Source organism: Streptomyces sp. 7-21 (genome assembly GCF_016741785.1).
Lineage (GTDB): Bacteria > Actinomycetota > Actinomycetes > Streptomycetales > Streptomycetaceae > Streptomyces.
Genome location: NZ_JAERRL010000009.1, coordinates 161,074 through 175,843 on the forward strand (window position 1 = coordinate 161,074; position 14,770 = coordinate 175,843).

16 protein-coding genes are annotated in these 14,770 nt (G+C 73.6%); 5 read left to right on the top strand and 11 right to left on the bottom strand.

The window, feature by feature from the left end:
- Nucleotides 1–56 precede the first annotated feature (56 nt).
- From era to JK356_RS13915, 8 genes are all read right to left on the bottom strand, one after another.
- Nucleotides 57–986, bottom strand: coding sequence for a GTPase Era (gene era, locus JK356_RS13880; protein WP_201868071.1), 930 nt, complete (start codon nucleotides 984–986; stop codon nucleotides 57–59).
- The gene (locus tag JK356_RS13885) at nucleotides 983–1,432 is read right to left on the bottom strand and encodes a cytidine deaminase (RefSeq protein WP_236671265.1); all 450 of its coding nucleotides are present in this window, start codon (nucleotides 1,430–1,432) and stop codon (nucleotides 983–985) included. The genes era and JK356_RS13885 overlap by 4 nt, the downstream gene beginning before the upstream one ends.
- Nucleotides 1,433–1,460: 28 nt before the next feature.
- A complete protein-coding gene (locus JK356_RS13890; protein ID WP_201868073.1) occupies nucleotides 1,461–2,228 on the bottom strand; it encodes a hypothetical protein in 768 nt (255 codons plus the stop codon).
- A 70-nt stretch (nucleotides 2,229–2,298) separates the two neighbouring features.
- Nucleotides 2,299–3,705 (bottom strand): hemolysin family protein, encoded by a 1,407-nt coding sequence (locus JK356_RS13895; RefSeq protein ID WP_201868075.1) that lies wholly within the window; start codon nucleotides 3,703–3,705, stop codon nucleotides 2,299–2,301.
- A 15-nt stretch (nucleotides 3,706–3,720) separates the two neighbouring features.
- On the bottom strand, nucleotides 3,721–4,218 hold the full coding sequence (ybeY, locus tag JK356_RS13900) for an rRNA maturation RNase YbeY (RefSeq protein ID WP_201868076.1): 498 nt from the start codon (nucleotides 4,216–4,218) through the stop codon (nucleotides 3,721–3,723).
- A gap of 30 nt (nucleotides 4,219–4,248) precedes the next feature.
- A complete protein-coding gene (locus JK356_RS13905) occupies nucleotides 4,249–5,250 on the bottom strand; it encodes a PhoH family protein (RefSeq protein WP_201868077.1) in 1,002 nt (333 codons plus the stop codon).
- 172 nt (nucleotides 5,251–5,422) lie between these two features.
- Nucleotides 5,423–6,346, bottom strand: coding sequence for a ribonuclease Z (locus JK356_RS13910; RefSeq protein WP_201868078.1), 924 nt, complete (start codon nucleotides 6,344–6,346; stop codon nucleotides 5,423–5,425).
- Nucleotides 6,347–6,355: 9 nt separating this feature from the next.
- On the bottom strand, nucleotides 6,356–6,715 hold the full coding sequence (locus JK356_RS13915; RefSeq protein ID WP_201868079.1) for a histidine triad nucleotide-binding protein: 360 nt from the start codon (nucleotides 6,713–6,715) through the stop codon (nucleotides 6,356–6,358).
- 242 nt (nucleotides 6,716–6,957) lie between these two features.
- Here JK356_RS13915 and JK356_RS13920 point away from each other — a divergent pair, with 242 nt between their 5' ends.
- Together JK356_RS13920 and JK356_RS13925 are read left to right on the top strand one after the other, a co-directional pair.
- Nucleotides 6,958–8,520: a sodium-dependent transporter gene (locus JK356_RS13920; RefSeq protein ID WP_201868080.1), complete on the top strand. Its 1,563-nt coding sequence runs from the start codon at nucleotides 6,958–6,960 to the stop codon at nucleotides 8,518–8,520.
- On the top strand, nucleotides 8,520–8,648 hold the full coding sequence (locus JK356_RS13925; RefSeq protein WP_201868081.1) for a methionine/alanine import family NSS transporter small subunit: 129 nt from the start codon (nucleotides 8,520–8,522) through the stop codon (nucleotides 8,646–8,648). Before JK356_RS13920 ends, JK356_RS13925 begins: the two co-directional genes overlap by 1 nt.
- Nucleotides 8,649–8,692: 44 nt before the next feature.
- Here JK356_RS13925 and JK356_RS13930 read toward each other — a convergent pair whose 3' ends face one another.
- From JK356_RS13930 to hrcA, 3 genes are read right to left on the bottom strand one after another with little or no spacing between them, the layout of a single operon-like run.
- Nucleotides 8,693–9,442 carry a 16S rRNA (uracil(1498)-N(3))-methyltransferase gene (locus JK356_RS13930; protein ID WP_201868083.1) on the bottom strand — a complete coding sequence of 250 codons (750 nt, stop codon included), beginning with the start codon at nucleotides 9,440–9,442 and terminating at the stop codon, nucleotides 8,693–8,695.
- 21 nt (nucleotides 9,443–9,463) lie between these two features.
- Nucleotides 9,464–10,600 carry a molecular chaperone DnaJ gene (gene dnaJ / locus JK356_RS13935; protein WP_201868084.1) on the bottom strand — a complete coding sequence of 379 codons (1,137 nt, stop codon included), beginning with the start codon at nucleotides 10,598–10,600 and terminating at the stop codon, nucleotides 9,464–9,466.
- Nucleotides 10,601–11,617: a heat-inducible transcriptional repressor HrcA gene (hrcA, locus tag JK356_RS13940; RefSeq protein ID WP_201868183.1), complete on the bottom strand. Its 1,017-nt coding sequence runs from the start codon at nucleotides 11,615–11,617 to the stop codon at nucleotides 10,601–10,603.
- 185 nt (nucleotides 11,618–11,802) lie between these two features.
- Here hrcA and JK356_RS13945 point away from each other — a divergent pair, with 185 nt between their 5' ends.
- From JK356_RS13945 to hemW, 3 genes are read left to right on the top strand one after another with little or no spacing between them, the layout of a single operon-like run.
- Nucleotides 11,803–12,567, top strand: coding sequence for an MBL fold metallo-hydrolase (locus tag JK356_RS13945; RefSeq protein WP_201868085.1), 765 nt, complete (start codon nucleotides 11,803–11,805; stop codon nucleotides 12,565–12,567).
- A 9-nt stretch (nucleotides 12,568–12,576) separates the two neighbouring features.
- Nucleotides 12,577–13,437 (top strand): DUF3097 domain-containing protein, encoded by an 861-nt coding sequence (locus tag JK356_RS13950; RefSeq protein ID WP_201868086.1) that lies wholly within the window; start codon nucleotides 12,577–12,579, stop codon nucleotides 13,435–13,437.
- 58 nt (nucleotides 13,438–13,495) lie between these two features.
- Complete coding sequence (gene hemW / locus JK356_RS13955) at nucleotides 13,496–14,728, top strand: radical SAM family heme chaperone HemW (RefSeq protein WP_201868087.1); 1,233 nt, start codon at nucleotides 13,496–13,498, stop codon at nucleotides 14,726–14,728.
- The last annotated feature ends 42 nt before the right edge of the window (nucleotides 14,729–14,770 follow it).

Sequence of the window (14,770 nt, forward strand, 5' to 3'; positions counted from 1 at the left end):
AAGAACTTATACATACAGGAGCGCAAGCACAACACCCGTCGCGCGCTCCGGACCGCTCAGAAGCCCAGCCGGCGCAGCTGCCTGGGATCGCGCTGCCAGTCCTTGGCGACCTTGACGTGCAGATCCAGGTACACCTGCGTCCCCAGCAGCGCCTCGATGTGGCGGCGCGCCGTGGTGCCCACCTGCTTCAGCCGCTGGCCCTTCGGGCCGATGACGATGCCCTTCTGGCTGGGGCGCTCGATGAAGATGTTCGCGTGGATGTCGAGCATCGGCCGGTCTGCCGGGCGGTCCTCGCGGGGGATCATCTCCTCGACCACGACCGCGATGGAGTGCGGCAGCTCGTCCCGCACGCCCTCCAGCGCGGCCTCCCGGATCAGCTCGGCGATCATGACCTGCTCGGGCTCGTCCGTCAGATCGCCCTCGGGGTACAGCGGCGGGCCCTCGGGCATCAGCGGCACCAGCAGGTCGGCCAGCAGCGAGACCTGGTGCCCCGAGACAGCCGAGACCGGCACGATCTCGGCCCAGTCGATGCCCACCTCCTTGCCGAGCCGGTCGGCCGCCACCAGCCGCTCGGCGAGCGTCTCGTGGTCCACCAGGTCGGTCTTGGTCACCACCGCCACCTTCGGCGTGCGGGGCACGCGCGCCAGCTCCTTGGCGATGAACCGGTCACCCGGGCCGGTCTTCTGGTCGGCGGGCAGGCAGAAGCCGATGACGTCCACCTCGGCCCAGGTGGTGCGGACCACGTCGTTGAGCCGCTGGCCCAGCAGCGTGCGCGGCTTGTGCAGGCCAGGAGTGTCGACCAGCACCAGCTGCGCGTCGTCGCGGTGCACGATGCCGCGCACGGAGTGCCGCGTGGTCTGCGGGCGGTTGGAGGTGATCGCCACCTTGGTGCCGACCAGGGCGTTGGTCAGCGTGGACTTTCCGGCGTTCGGGCGGCCGACGAAGCAGGCGAAGCCCGACCGGTGGGGAGGTGTTGAGCTGCTCATGTCGCGGTGATCGTCGCACGGAGCCGCCCGTCGGGGCCAGCCAGCAGCACGGGGGTGCCCGGGCCGCCGAGGTCCCGCACCGCGGCGAGATCGTCGCTGGGCACGGCGGGCGCCCCGGCGCCGTTCCCGCTGGCGTCACTCGCGTCACTGACGAGGGCTGCCGCCTCCAGCGACCGCGCCCCGCTCGCGACGGCCATGGCCACGGCCGTCCGCAGCGCGCTCAGCCGCAGCGAGTCCAGCGCGACGGTGGTCGCCACGTAGGTCCGCCCCGTCTCGTCCCGCACGGCCGCGCCCTCGGGTGTGCCGTTGCGGGCACGGGCGCTGCGGGCCAGCGTGATGATCTTGCGGTCCTCGGGGTCGGCGGGCTCGCTGGGCGCGCCGGGCGGAACGGGCTGGCCCGCAGCCGCCGCCTCCCCCGCGCGCCGCGTCGTCGGGTCGTCGGTCATGGGAACGAGCCTAAGCGTTCCCGCGCGGTCACAGTTTCGTGGTCCCCGGCTGGTCCGGATCGGGCGAGGGCGTCGCGCCCCGCGTGACCTGCTCCAGCTTCTCCACGGCGCGCTCCGCGATGTCCGCCAGCCCGCCCGCCTCCGGGCCGTCCGGGCCCGTCTGGGCCACGCGCACCAGGTAGGAGCCGACCCGGACGATGACGGCGTCGGCGAGCACGGGCGTGGTGGCCTGCCCCTCCCGCTTGCGCTCGTACCGCACGGCGGCGCTCTCCTCGCCCAGCTCCGCCGCCCCGGACAGGACGCCGCTCGCCTCCCGCTGCGCCGCCTCGTACGTCACGGTGGCGCTGCTGTCCGCCGGCCCCTCCTCGGCGTGGAAGGTGTCGCACTCCCGCGCCGCCTCGCGGAACGCGCGCAGGGCGCGGCGCGCGTCGGCCGGCTCGTCGTAGCCGGTGACCACGGTGGTGACGAACGGCCCGGTGCGGGTGCGGGCGAAGGCGGCCCGGGCGGCCCGCGCCTTGCCGTCGTGGTCGAACAGCCGCCGGCAGGCGTCCTCCTCCGGCAGCGGCACCCCGGTGCCGCGCTTGTGGGCGCTCTCGGGACTCTCGCTCGCCCAGCCCGCCGGGAAGTCCACGGCGTCGAGCAGGGCGTCCCGCAGCCGCCGGTCGGTCACGGGCTCGTCCCCGCGGTGCGGTCCGGCCGCCCCGGCGGGCGGCGCCGCCGGCCCCGCCAGGCCGCAGAGCGCCGCGAGCGCCGCCGCCAGCACCGTGGGGAGGGTCTTCCGGATGTCCGCGTGCATGGGTCCTATGAGGCCACCGGGAGCGCCCGGCGGCCACCGCCATACCGCCGGACGGGTGAACGGCGGGCGGCTAGGCGACGGCGCCCTCGTCCGCGCTCTGAGGCTCCTGCGGCACCGGCTCGACCAGCACCCACTCGATGCGGTTGCGCCGCCCCGTCGGCGGCTCGGCCGTCAGCCGCAGCGCGGCCAGCCCGTGGCCGCGCCGCGGCTGACGGGCTGGCCGCTCCGGCTCCTCCTCACCCTCGGGCCGCCGCTCGGCCACCGGCTCGGGCAGCCGCTCGCTGCTCTCGCGGCCGGAGACGTCCACCTCGGCCCGCGCCCCCGCGATCGGCACCCGGCCGAGCGCCTTGGCCAGCAGGCCGCCGACGGTCTCCACGTCCTCGTCGTCCAGCCGCAGCCCGTACAGCTCCCCGAGGTGGCCGAGGTCGAGACGGGCGGTGACGCGGCGCACCCCGCCGCCGAGGTCGACCACGGGCGGCAGCTCCACGTCGTACTCGTCGGTGATCTCGCCGACGATCTCCTCCAGGATGTCCTCGATCGTCACCAGGCCGGCCGTGCCGCCGTACTCGTCGATGACGATGGCGAGGTGGATCCGGTCGCGCTGCATCTCGCGCAGCAGGTCGCCGGCGTTCTTGGTGTCCGGCACGAATGTGGCCGGGCGCATGATCGTCTCCACCGGCCCGGACTCGGCGCCGGGGCGGACGTGGAGCTCACGCACCAGGTCCTTCAGGTAGAGGATGCCGACGACGTCGTCGTCGCTCTCGCCGGTCACCGGAATGCGGGAGAACCCCGACCGCAGCGCCAGGCTCAGGCCTTGCCGCAGCGTCTTGTGGCGGTCCAGGGAGACGATGTCCGTGCGCGGCACCATCACCTCGCGCACCAGGGTGTCGCCCAGCTCGAAGACGGAGTGGACCATGCGCCGCTCCGCGTCCTCGATCAGCGCCTCCCGGCCCGCCAGGTCGACCATGGCCCGCAGCTCCGCCTCGGAGGCGAACGGGCCGCGCCGGAAGCCCTTGCCGGGAGTGAGGGCGTTCCCCAGCAGGATCAGGAACTGCGTGAGCGGGCCGAGCACCCGGCCCAGCGGGAGCAGCACGAACGCCGCCGCCGTCGCGGTCGTCATCGGGTGCTGGCGGCCGATGGTGCGGGGCGAGACGCCCACGGCGACGAACGACACCAGCACCATCACGGCCAGCGCCACCGCCAGCGCCTGCCAGACCTCGGGGAACTCCTCCAGGCAGGCGTAGGTGACCAGCACCGTGGCGGCCATCTCGGCGGCCACGCGCAGCAGCAGGGCGAGATTGAGGAAGCGGATGGGGTCGGCGGCCAGCCGCGCCAGGCGGCCGGCCCCGCGGCGGCCGGCGCGCACCGCCTCCTCGGCCCGGAAACCGGTGATCACCGACAGGGCCGCCTCGGCGCAGGAGGCCAGCCAGGCCAGGGCCAGCAGACCCAGCACCGAGACGAACAGCGTGCCTGTCATGTCAGCTCGCCGGCCTCAGGTGGTCGTGGGGGCGGGCGAGGGGCCGGACAGGCCCCGTTCCTCCCGCCAGCCGTCGATGATCGCCTTCTGCAGGCCGAACATCTCCGCTCTGGCGGCCGGCTCGTCGTGGTCGTAGCCCAGCAGGTGCAGCACGCCGTGCACCGTCAGCAGCTGGAGCTCGGCATCCATCGAGTGCCGGGTCGGCGCCCGCTCGCCCTGCTGGCGGGCCACCTCGGGGCAGAGCACCACGTCGCCGAGCAGCCCCTGGACGGGCTCCTCGTCCTCCCGGGCGGGAGGGCGCAGCTCGTCCATGGGGAACGACATCACGTCCGTCGGTCCCGGCAGGTCCATCCACTGCCGGTGCAGATGCTCCATGGCCTGGGTGTCGACGGCGATGACGGACAGCTCGGACAGCGGGTGGATCCGCAGCCGGGTCAGGGCGTAGCGGGCGACATCGAGCAGAGCCCGTTCGTCGATCTCCACGCCGGACTCGTTGTTGACCTCGATCGTCATGGTCCGTGGGGCAGCTTTCCGTGTGACGCGCTACCGCACTTCGTAGCGCTCGTAGGCATCGACGATACGGCCGACCAGCTTGTGACGGACCACGTCGTGGCTGGTGAGCCTGGCGAAGTGGACGCCGTCGACGTCGTGGAGGATGTCCTGGACCTGGCGCAGGCCGCTGAGCGTGCCCCCGGGGAGGTCGACCTGCGTCACGTCACCGGTGATGACGATCTTGGAGTCGAACCCGAGCCGGGTGAGGAACATCTTCATCTGCTCGGGGTTCGTGTTCTGCGCCTCGTCCAGGATGATGAACGCGTCGTTCAGCGTGCGGCCGCGCATGTACGCCAGCGGCGCGACCTCGATCGTGCCCGCGCTGAGCAGGCGGGGGATCGAGTCGGGGTCGAGCATGTCGTGCAGGGCGTCGTACAGCGGGCGCAGGTAGGGATCGATCTTCTCGTAGAGCGTGCCCGGCAGGAAACCGAGCCGCTCCCCGGCCTCGACGGCGGGCCGGGTGAGGATGATCCGGTTGACCCGCTTGGACTGCAGGGCCTGCACCGCCTTGGCCATGGCCAGGTACGTCTTGCCGGTACCGGCGGGGCCGATGCCGAAGACGATCGTGTGCTGGTCGATCGCGTCCACGTAACGCTTCTGGTTGAGCGTCTTCGGACGGATCGTCTTGCCGCGGTTGGACAGGATGTTCTGCGTGAGCACCTGCGCGGGGCTGGCCGCCGAGCCGCCGTTGTCACGGAGCATCGCGATAGACCGCTCCACGGCGTCCTCGGTCAGGGGCTGGCCGGTCCGCAGCACCAGCATCATCTCGTCGAAGAGCCGCTGGACCAGCTGCACCTCGGCGGGGTCACCGGTGGCGCTGATCTCGTTTCCCCGGACGTGGATGTCGGTGTGCGGGAAGCCCTGCTCGATGACGCGGAGCAGCGAATCGCCCGAACCCAGCACTGTCACCATGGGGTGCTTCGCCGGGACGGTGAAACGGGCGGTGGCCGCAGCGCCGGGAGCCGCTGCCTGGTGTGTGGGTGTCTGCGTCATGGGCGGCCCGGCTCGGGCCTGCTCATCCCTCTCTGTACTGGACTACCGGAATCCCAGCGTACGACGCCGGCCCCGCACAGCCCCAGGGGATTACCCGGGCGGAATCACCGCCTGGGCGCCGTCCGGGTGCCGCCCGGGGCGGCGGATCAGGACAGGGGCTCAGGGCGGCGGCTCAGGGCGGCGGCTCAGGGCGGCGGCGCGGCACCGGCACCCGCGCCAGGTCGGCGGCCACGGTCAGCCCCCCCTCGTACCCGGCCTCGCGGGCCTCGCGGGCGAAGACCTCAGGGTCCGGGTACCGCTGCGAGAAGTGGGTGAGCACCAGGTGCCGGACCCCGCACTCGGCGGCCACCCGCGCCGCGGCGTGCGCCGTGAGGTGCCCGTACTCCTCGGCCAGCGCGGCGTCCCGGCGCAGGAAGGTGGACTCGATCACCAGCAGGTCGCACCCCTCGGCCAGGGCGTAGACCCCGTCGCACAGCCGGGTGTCCATCACGAACGCGAAGCGCTGGCCCGGGCGCGGGGCGCTGACGTCCTCGAGCCGGACGCCCCGCAGCCGCCCCTGGCGCCGCAGCCTGCCGACGTCGGGACCGGTGATCCCGGCCGCCGCCAGCCGCTCCGGCAGCATGCGGCGGCCGTCGGGCTCGGCGAGGCGGTAGCCGTACGTCTCGACGGGGTGGGACAGGCGGTGCGCCGTCAGCGTGTACGCGGCCGTCTCGGCCAGCACGCCGTCGCCGGTCACGGGGCGCTCGGCGATGCGGGCGGCGTCGCGGTACGGCGTGGCGTGGCGGAGCCGGTCGAAGTACTCCTGGCCGCCCGCCGGGTAGTGGGCCGCGATCTCGTGCGGCACCTGGTCCAGGCTGATCCGCTGGATCACGCCGGGCAGGCCGAGGGCGTGGTCGCCGTGGAAGTGGGTCAGGCACACCCGGCGCAGGCTGTGGGCGGTGACCCCGGCGAACAGCATCTGGCGCTGGGTGCCCTCGCCGGGGTCGAACAGCAGCGTCTCGCCGTCCCAGCGCAGGGCGTAGCCGTTGTGGTTGCGGTGCCGGGTCGGGACCTGGCTGGCCGTGCCGAGCACGACCAGCTCACGCGCGGACGACACGGGCGTCCGTCAGCCGGGAGGCCACTGCAGGCCGCGCCCGCCCAGCACGTGGGCGTGGACGTGGAAGACGGTCTGCCCGGCGCCCGAGCCGGTGTTGAACACCACGCGGTAGCCGCTGCCGTCGACCTTGTCGCCCGCCGCGACCTCGCCCGCCTCGCGCAGCACGTCGGCCGCGACCTCGGGCGCCGCGGCCGCGAGGGAGGCGGCGTTGGGGTAGTGGGCCCGCGGGACCACCAGCACGTGCGTGGGCGCCTGCGGGTTGATGTCGCGGAAGGCCACGGTGGTCTCGGTCTCGCGGACGATCGTCGCGGGGACGTCACCGGAAACGATCTTGCAGAACAGGCAGTTGGCGTCGGGTTCTCCCGCCATCGTCGAGCTCTCCCGTGGGCTGGTCCGGTCGGTCGGCTGGTTCGGTCGGGGCGTACCGCGGCGCGCGGCGCCCGCGTTGGGCGCCGGCCGGGTACGCGAGGATGCTACTCCCCCGCCCCTGGGCCGTGATCACACCGATACCCAGCCGTGCGAGAGATGCGTCGCACAAGGACTTCCGCCCTGACGTCACGCTGGTAACGTTCCGCCAGTCATACTCACGTTATGGAAGAGAAAGTTCTGCCATGGCCAACCAGCCGCCCCGCGAGCTGTGGGGAACCCGGCTCGGGTTTCTCATGGCTGCCATCGGGTCAGCCGTAGGACTAGGAAATATCTGGCGTTTTCCCGCGGTGACGTACGAGAACGGCGGCGGCGCCTTCATTGTGCCCTATCTGGCCGCCCTCCTCACTGCGGGTATTCCGCTGCTTATCCTCGAATACACGCTGGGCCGCCGGTACCGGTCGTCGCCGCCCGGCGCGACCCGGCTCGTGGCCAGGCCCGCCGAGGCCATCGGCTGGTGGCAGGTGGTGATCTGTTTCGTCATCGCCGCCTACTACACCGCCATCCTGGCCTGGAGTGTGCGGTACGTCGGCTTCTCGCTGAACCAGGCGTGGGAAGACAACCCGGACGGCTCGGAGGCGTTCTTCTACAACGACTTCCTGAAAATCGCCGAGACGCCTGGTGACCTGTCGACGTTCGTCTCCGGCATCTTCTGGCCGATGCTGGTGATCTGGCTCGTCACCATCGTGATTCTCGCCCTCGGTGTCCGGCGCGGTATCGCGACGGCCAACAAGATCGGCATTCCGCTGCTGGTGATCTTCTTCCTCATCCTGGTCGTCCGGGCGCTGACGCTGGACGGCGCCCTGGACGGCCTGGACGCGCTGTTCTCCCCGGACTGGGGCGCCCTCGGTGAGGGCAGCGTGTGGGTGGCCGCCTACGGGCAGATTTTCTTCTCCCTGTCCGTCGGCTTCGGCATCATGATCACCTACGCCTCGTACCTGCACCGGCGTTCGGACCTCAGCGGCTCGGCGCTGGTCGCCGGCTTCGCCAACAGCTCCTTCGAGATCCTCGCCGGCATCGCGGTCTTCGCGGCCCTCGGCTTCCTGGCCGCCGAGGCCGGCACCGGCGTGGGCGACGTCGTGGCGGGCGGGCCCGGCCTGTCGTTCGTGATGTTCCCGCAGATCATCTCCGAGATGCCGATGGGCGCCCTGTTCGGCGTGCTGTTCTTCGCGTCCCTGGTCTTGGCCGGATTCACGTCGCTGCTCAGCATCGTCCAGGTCGTCGTCTCGGCGGTCGAGGACCGCGTGGGCCTGAGCCGCCAGGCCGCCGTGTTCGCCGTCACGGTGCCGCTGGCAGTCATCTCCATCGCGCTGTTCTCCACCGGCTCCGGCCTGTACGTCCTGGACGTGGCCGACCACTTCATCAACCAGTACGGCATCGTGCTGGCGGGCCTGGCGCTGGTCATCACCGTCTCCTGGGTGGCGCGCAAGCTGCCGCTGCTCCAGCGCGACGCCGACGCCACCTCGGCGATCGCCCTGGGCGTCTGGTGGCGGATCTGCCTGAGCGTCGTCACCCCGCTCGTCCTGGGCTGGATGATGGTGGACAGCCTGTCCGCCGAGCTGGACGAGAACTACGGCGGGTACGACACCTCGTTCCTGCTGTACTCGGGCTGGGCCGTCGCCGGCGGCGCGCTGCTGCTGGGTGTGCTGCTGTCGCTGCTGAAGTGGCGCAGCACCCCGCACAGCCCCGACACCGAACGGCCGGACGCCGCAGGCCCGCGGATCACGAAGAACGAGGGAGGCCGCTGATGTCGGGCGACGCGATCCTGATGATGCTCATCGCCGTGGTCATCGTCTGGGGCGGCCTGGCCGCCGCCATCTGGCGGCTGACCCGCCACCCCGAGGAGCAGGACCCGGACGCCGCGCACCAGCACTGAAGCGGCGGCGCGGACGGATGACGGCCGGTGCGGCCGCCGTCCGCTCAGCTCCAGCGGCCCGTCCGGGCCAGGAGCAGGGCGGCGGCGGCGGTGCCGGCCGTCGACGTGCGCAGCACAGTGGGGCCGAGGCGGAACGCCCGCGCCCCGGCCTCGGCGAACGCGGCCAGCTCCTCGGGCGTGATGCCGCCCTCCGGGCCCACGACCAGCACGATCTCGCCGCCGTCCGGCAGCGCGGCCGTGGCCAGCGGCTCCTTCGCCGCCTCGTGCAGCACGGCGGCGAAGACGCCCTCCCCGGCGAGCAGCCCGGCGACCTGCCGGGTCGTGGCCGCCTCGGCGACCTCGGGGAAACGCACCCGCCGTGCCTGCTTGCCGGCCTCGCGGGCGGTGGCGCGCCAGCGCGCCAGGGACTTCTTGCCGCGCTCACCGCGCCACTGGGTGACGCACCGCGCCGCTGACCACGGCACGACGGCGTCGACGCCGGTCTCGGTCATGGTCTCGACGGCCAGCTCGCCGCGGTCGCCCTTCGGCAGCGCCTGCACGACGGTCAGCTTCGGCGAGGGCGGCGGCTCGGTCCAGGCACGGGCCACGGCGACGGTCAGCTCGTCACGGCCCGCCGTGGCCGCGACCTCGCCCGCGACGGCCTGACCGCGGCCGTCGGTGAGCACGATCTCCTCCCCGGCGCGCAGCCGCCGCACGGTCACCGCGTGCCGTGCCTCGGGGCCGGTCAGCCGCAGCTCGGTGCCGGGGCGCGCGTCCGCCAGGCCGTCGTGCACGAAGACAGGAGCCGTCGCCATCTCGGAGGTGGTCCGCCTGTCTCAGGTGCGCCCGTTGAAGGCGTCCTTCAGGCGGGAGAACAGGCCCTGCTGCCCCGGCTGGAACTGGCCGGTGGGCCGCTCCTCCCCGCGCATCTTCGCCAGGGTGCGCAGCAGCTCCTCCTGCTCCGCGTCGAGCTTGGTGGGCGTCTGCACCTCCACGTGCACCACCAGGTCACCCCGCCCGTTGCCGCGCAGGTGCGCGACGCCCCGGCCGTGCAGCGGGATGGACTGGCCGGACTGGGTGCCGGGCCGGATGTCGACCTCCTCGGTGCCGTCCAGCGTCTCCAGCGGCACCTTGGTGCCGAGGGCGGCGGCGGTCATCGGGATGGTCACGGTGCAGTGCAGGTCGTCGCCGCGCCGCTGGAAGACCGGGTGCGGCTTTTCGCGGATCTCCACGTACAGGTCGCCCGGCGGGCCGCCGCCGGGACCGACCTCGCCCTCGCCGGCGAGCTGGATGCGCGTGCCGCTGTCCACGCCGGCCGGGATCTTCACCGTCAGCGTGCGGCGGGTGCGGACCCGGCCGTCGCCCGCGCACTCGGGGCACGGGGTCGGCACGACGGTGCCGAAGCCCTGGCACTGCGGGCACGGCCGTGAGGTCATGACCTGGCCGAGGAACGACCGGGTGACCTGGGACACCTCGCCCCGGCCGCGGCACATGTCGCAGGTCTGCGCCGAGGTGCCGGGCGCCGCGCCCTCGCCGTTGCAGGTGTTGCAGACGGTCGCGGTGTCGACCCGGATCTCCTTGGTCGCGCCGAAGGTGGCCTCGTTGAGGTCGATCTCCAGGCGGATCATGGCGTCCTGGCCGCGGCGGGTGCGGGACTTGGGGCCCCGCTGGGTCGCCGTGCCGAAGAAGGCGTCCATGATGTCCGAGAACGGCCCGAAGCCCGCGCCGAAGCCGGCTCCCGCGGCGCCCCCGCCGGGGCCCATCGGGTCCCCGCCGAGGTCGTACATCTGCTTCTTCTGCGGGTCGGAGAGCACCTCGTAGGCGGTGTTGATCTCCTTGAACCGCTCCTGGGTCTTCGGATCGGGGTTGACGTCGGGGTGCAGCTCGCGCGCCAGCCGGCGGAACGCCTTTTTGATCTCTTCCTGCGAGGCGTCACGCCCCACGCCCAGAATCGCGTAGTAGTCAGTCGCCACTTAGTTCTCCGCCAGGATCTGTCCGACGTACCGTGCCACTGCGCGCACCGCTCCCATCGTTCCCGGGTAGTCCATGCGGGTCGGTCCCACTACGCCGAGCTTCGCGACCGCCTCGTCCCCCGAACCGTAGCCGACGGAGACGATCGATGTGGACGTGAGACTCTCGTGAGCGATCTCATGCCCGATCCGCACGGTCATACCGCCGTCGGACGCCTCTCCCAGCAGCTTCAGGAGCACCACCTGCTCCTCGAGCGCCTCCAGCACCGGGCGGATGGTCAGCGGGAAATCCGTCGCGAAGCGGGTGAGATTGGCCGTGCCGCCGATCATCAGCCGCTCCTCGTTCTCCTCGACGAGCGTCTCCAGCAGCGTCGCGAGCACAGCCTGCACCGCGGGGCGCTCCTCGGCCTCGAACGCCTCGGGCAGCTCCTTCACCAGGCGCGGCACCTCGGTGATCCGCTGCCCGGCGATCGTGCTGTTGAGCCGGGCCCGCAGGTCGGCGACGGACTCCTCACCGAGCGTGACGGGGCAGTCGATCACCCGCTGCTCCACGCGGCCCGTGTCGGTGATCAGCACCAGCATCAGCCGCGCGGGGGCCAGCGACAGCAGCTCCGCGTGCCGCACCGTCGAGCGGCTCAGCGAGGGGTACTGCACGACGGCGACCTGCCGCGTCAGCTGCGCCAGCAGGCGGACCGTGCGCCCCACGACGTCGTCGAGGTCGACGGCGCCCGCCAGGAAGTTCCGGATGGCGCGCCGCTCGGCCGGGGACAGCGGCTTGACCTCGGCCAGCTTGTCGACGAAGAGGCGGTACCCCTTGTCGGTGGGGACGCGGCCGGCGCTGGTGTGCGGCTGGGCGATGTAGCCCTCCTCCTCCAGCGCGGCCATGTCGTTACGCACCGTGGCCGGCGAGACGTTGAGGTTGTGCCGCTCGGTCAGCGCCTTGGAGCCGACCGGCTCCTCCGTGCCGACGTAGTCCTGGACGATGGCTCGCAACACCTCAAGCCTGCGCTCACTGAGCATGCCGCACACCTCCGTCCCGGCCATGGGTCTGGCGATCGTCCTGGCACTCCTCCCTACAGAGTGCCAACTCCCTGCTCCAGTGTACGGCCGGGTAATGGAGCGGGGAATGTGCGAGGCCAACGACGCTACCTGGCAACGCCGTCGGCCGGAAGCGTCTCCCGCGCCATGACGCTACCGTCCTGGGCATGGCACGGACGCACGCGGCCGCCCCCGGGGCGCACTGGGAGACGCTCGGCCCGGGCGTGTGGCGCACCCGGCTGCCCGGCTGGGACGAGACGGTGGGCGCGGTCGCCGGAGCGCGCGGAGTATTGCTGGTGGACGCCGGGCCCTCGCTGCGCGCCGGGGCGCGGCTGCGGCGCGAGGTGCGCGAGGCCACCGGGCTGCCGGTGCGGCACGTGGCGCTGACCCATCCCCACTTCGACCACGTCCTGGGCGCGGGCGCCCTGCCCGGCGCCACCGTGTACGGCGCCGTCGGCCTGGCCGGGGCGCTGCGCGGCCCGGCGCGCGACCGGCTGCGGGACGACGCGGTGGCGCACGGGCTGGACGCCGCCCAGGCCGCGGCGGCCGCCGCCGCGCTGCCGGCGCCGGACCGGGAAGTCAGCGGGCGGATGACGCTGGACCTGGGCGGCGGACGCACCGTGCTGCTGGCCGCCGCGGGCCCCGGCCACACGGCGTCGGACCTCGCGGTGGCGGTGCGGTGCGGGCGGGTGGACGGCGGCCCGGAGCGCACGGTCGTGTTCTGCGGCGACCTGGTCGAGGAGTCGGGCGAGCCGCAGGCCGGCGAGGACGCGCACCCGGCGCTGTGGCCCGCCGCGCTCGACCGGCTGCTGGCGCTGGGCGGCCCGCACGCCCGCTACGTGCCGGGGCACGGCGCGGTGGTGGACGCGGCGTTCGTGCGGGCCCAGCGGGACGCCCTGGCGGCGCGGTTCGGCGTGGCCCGGGGTGGTTGACTGAACGCCATGCGCAGCAGACAGTACGGCCCCGACCTGACGCCGCCGTGGAAGAGGCGGCGGCCTGTGCCCGAGGTGCCCGCCGAGCCGGGACTCGTCGTGGAGGACGCCGCTACCGGCTACTGCGGGGCCGTCGTGCGCTGCGAGAAGACGGCGCAGGGGCCCGTGGTCACCCTGGAGGACCGGTTCGGCAAGCACCGGGTCTTCCCGATGACGCCGGCCGGATTCCTGCTGGAGGGCAGGCCGGTCACGCTGGTGCGGCCGCGCCCCGCCGCCGGGCGCCCGTCCGGCCCGGCGCGCACCGCGTCGGGCTCCATCGCCGTGCCGGGCGCCCGCGCGCGGGTGGCGCGCGCGGGGCGCATCTACGTGGAGGGGCGGCACGACGCCGAGCTCGTCGAGAAGGTCTGGGGCGACGACCTGCGGATCGAGGGCGTCGTGGTGGAGTACCTGGAGGGCGTCGACGACCTGCCCGCGATCGTCCGCGAGTTCGGGCCCACCCCGCAGGCACGCCTGGGCGTGCTGCTGGACCACCTGGTGCCGGGGTCCAAGGAGTCGCGGATCGCGGCCGAGGCGCGCGCCGGGTACGAGAACGACGTGCTGATCGTGGGGCACCCGTTCGTCGACATCTGGGAGGCGGTCAAGCCCGCGGCCGTCGGCATCCCGGCCTGGCCCCGGGTGCCGCGCGGCCAGGACTGGAAGACGGGCGTGTGCCGGGCGCTGGGCTGGCCGGAGAACACGGCGGCGGCCTGGCGCCGGATCCTCGGCTCGGTGCGCGGCTACCGCGACCTCGAACCGGGGCTGCTGGGCCCGGTGGAGCACCTGATCGACCACGTCACGGTCGGCGGCCCGGTGCCCGGCCCGCCCGCCTGAGCCGCCCCGGGCCGGGCGGCGGCCCGCGCTCGGGGCGCGGCCTGGGACAATGGCCCGCATGCCCGCACCCCCACCCGGCGGCGAGACCGTGCCCGAGGACGGCTCCCTGCCGCCGCACGCCCTGGCCGGGGCCGGCGACCGCCCCCTGGCGTTCTACCTGCACGTGCCGTACTGCGCGACGCGCTGCGGCTACTGCGATTTCAACACCTACACCGCCAGCGAGCTGCGCGGCAGCGGGGGCGCGCTGGCCTCGCGGGAGAACTACGCCGGAGTGCTGGCCGAGGAGATCCGGCTGGCCAGGAAGGTGCTGGGGGACGACCCGCGCCCGGCCGCGACCGTCTTCGTCGGCGGCGGCACTCCCACGCTGCTGCCGCCCGCCAGCCTGGCGGCGATGCTGGACGCCGTGCGGCAGGAGTTCGGCCTCGCGCCGGACGCCGAGGTCACCACCGAGGCCAACCCCGAGTCGGTGACCCCGGCCTCGCTGGCCGCGCTCCGCGAGGCGGGCTTCACGCGGATCTCGTTCGGCATGCAGAGCGCCCGGCAGCACGTGCTGGACGCGCTGGAGCGGACACACACCCCCGGCCGCCCGGAGCGCTGCGTCGCCGACGCCAGGGCGGCGGGCTTCGCCCACGTCAACCTGGACCTGATCTACGGCGCGCCGGGCGAGAGCGACGACGACTGGCGCGCCTCGCTGCGGGCCGCCACCGGCGCCGGGCCCGACCACGTCTCCGCCTACTCGCTGATCGTCGAGGAGGGCACCCGCCTGGCCCAGCGGGTCCGCCGGGGCGAGGTCACGGTGGCCGACGACGACGTCCTCGCCGACCGCTACCTGATGGCCGAGGAGGAGCTGACCGCCGCCGGATACGCCTGGTACGAGGTGTCCAACTGGGCGTCGGACCCCGGCGCCCGCTGCCGCCACAACGAGCTGTACTGGACCGGCGCCGACTGGTGGGGCGCGGGCCCGGGCGCGCACAGCCACGTCGGGGGCGTGCGGTGGTGGAACGTGCGGCACCCTGGCGCGTACGCGCAGGCGCTGGCCGAGGGCCGCTCCCCCGGCGCGGGCCGCGAGGTGCTGGCCGCCGAGGACCGCAGGGTGGAGCGGATCATGCTGGAGCTGCGGCTCGCCGAGGGCTGCCCGCTGGACCTGCTGCGCCCGGCCGGGCTCGCCGCCGCGCGCCGCGCCCGCGACGAGGGGCTGCTGCGGCCGGAGGAGTTCGCCGCGGGCCGCGCCGCCCTGACGCTGCGCGGGCGGCTGCTGGCGGACGCCGTCGTGCGGGACCTCGTCGACTGACCTCGTCGGCTGGTCTCGTCGGCTGGTCTCGTCGGCCGGTCT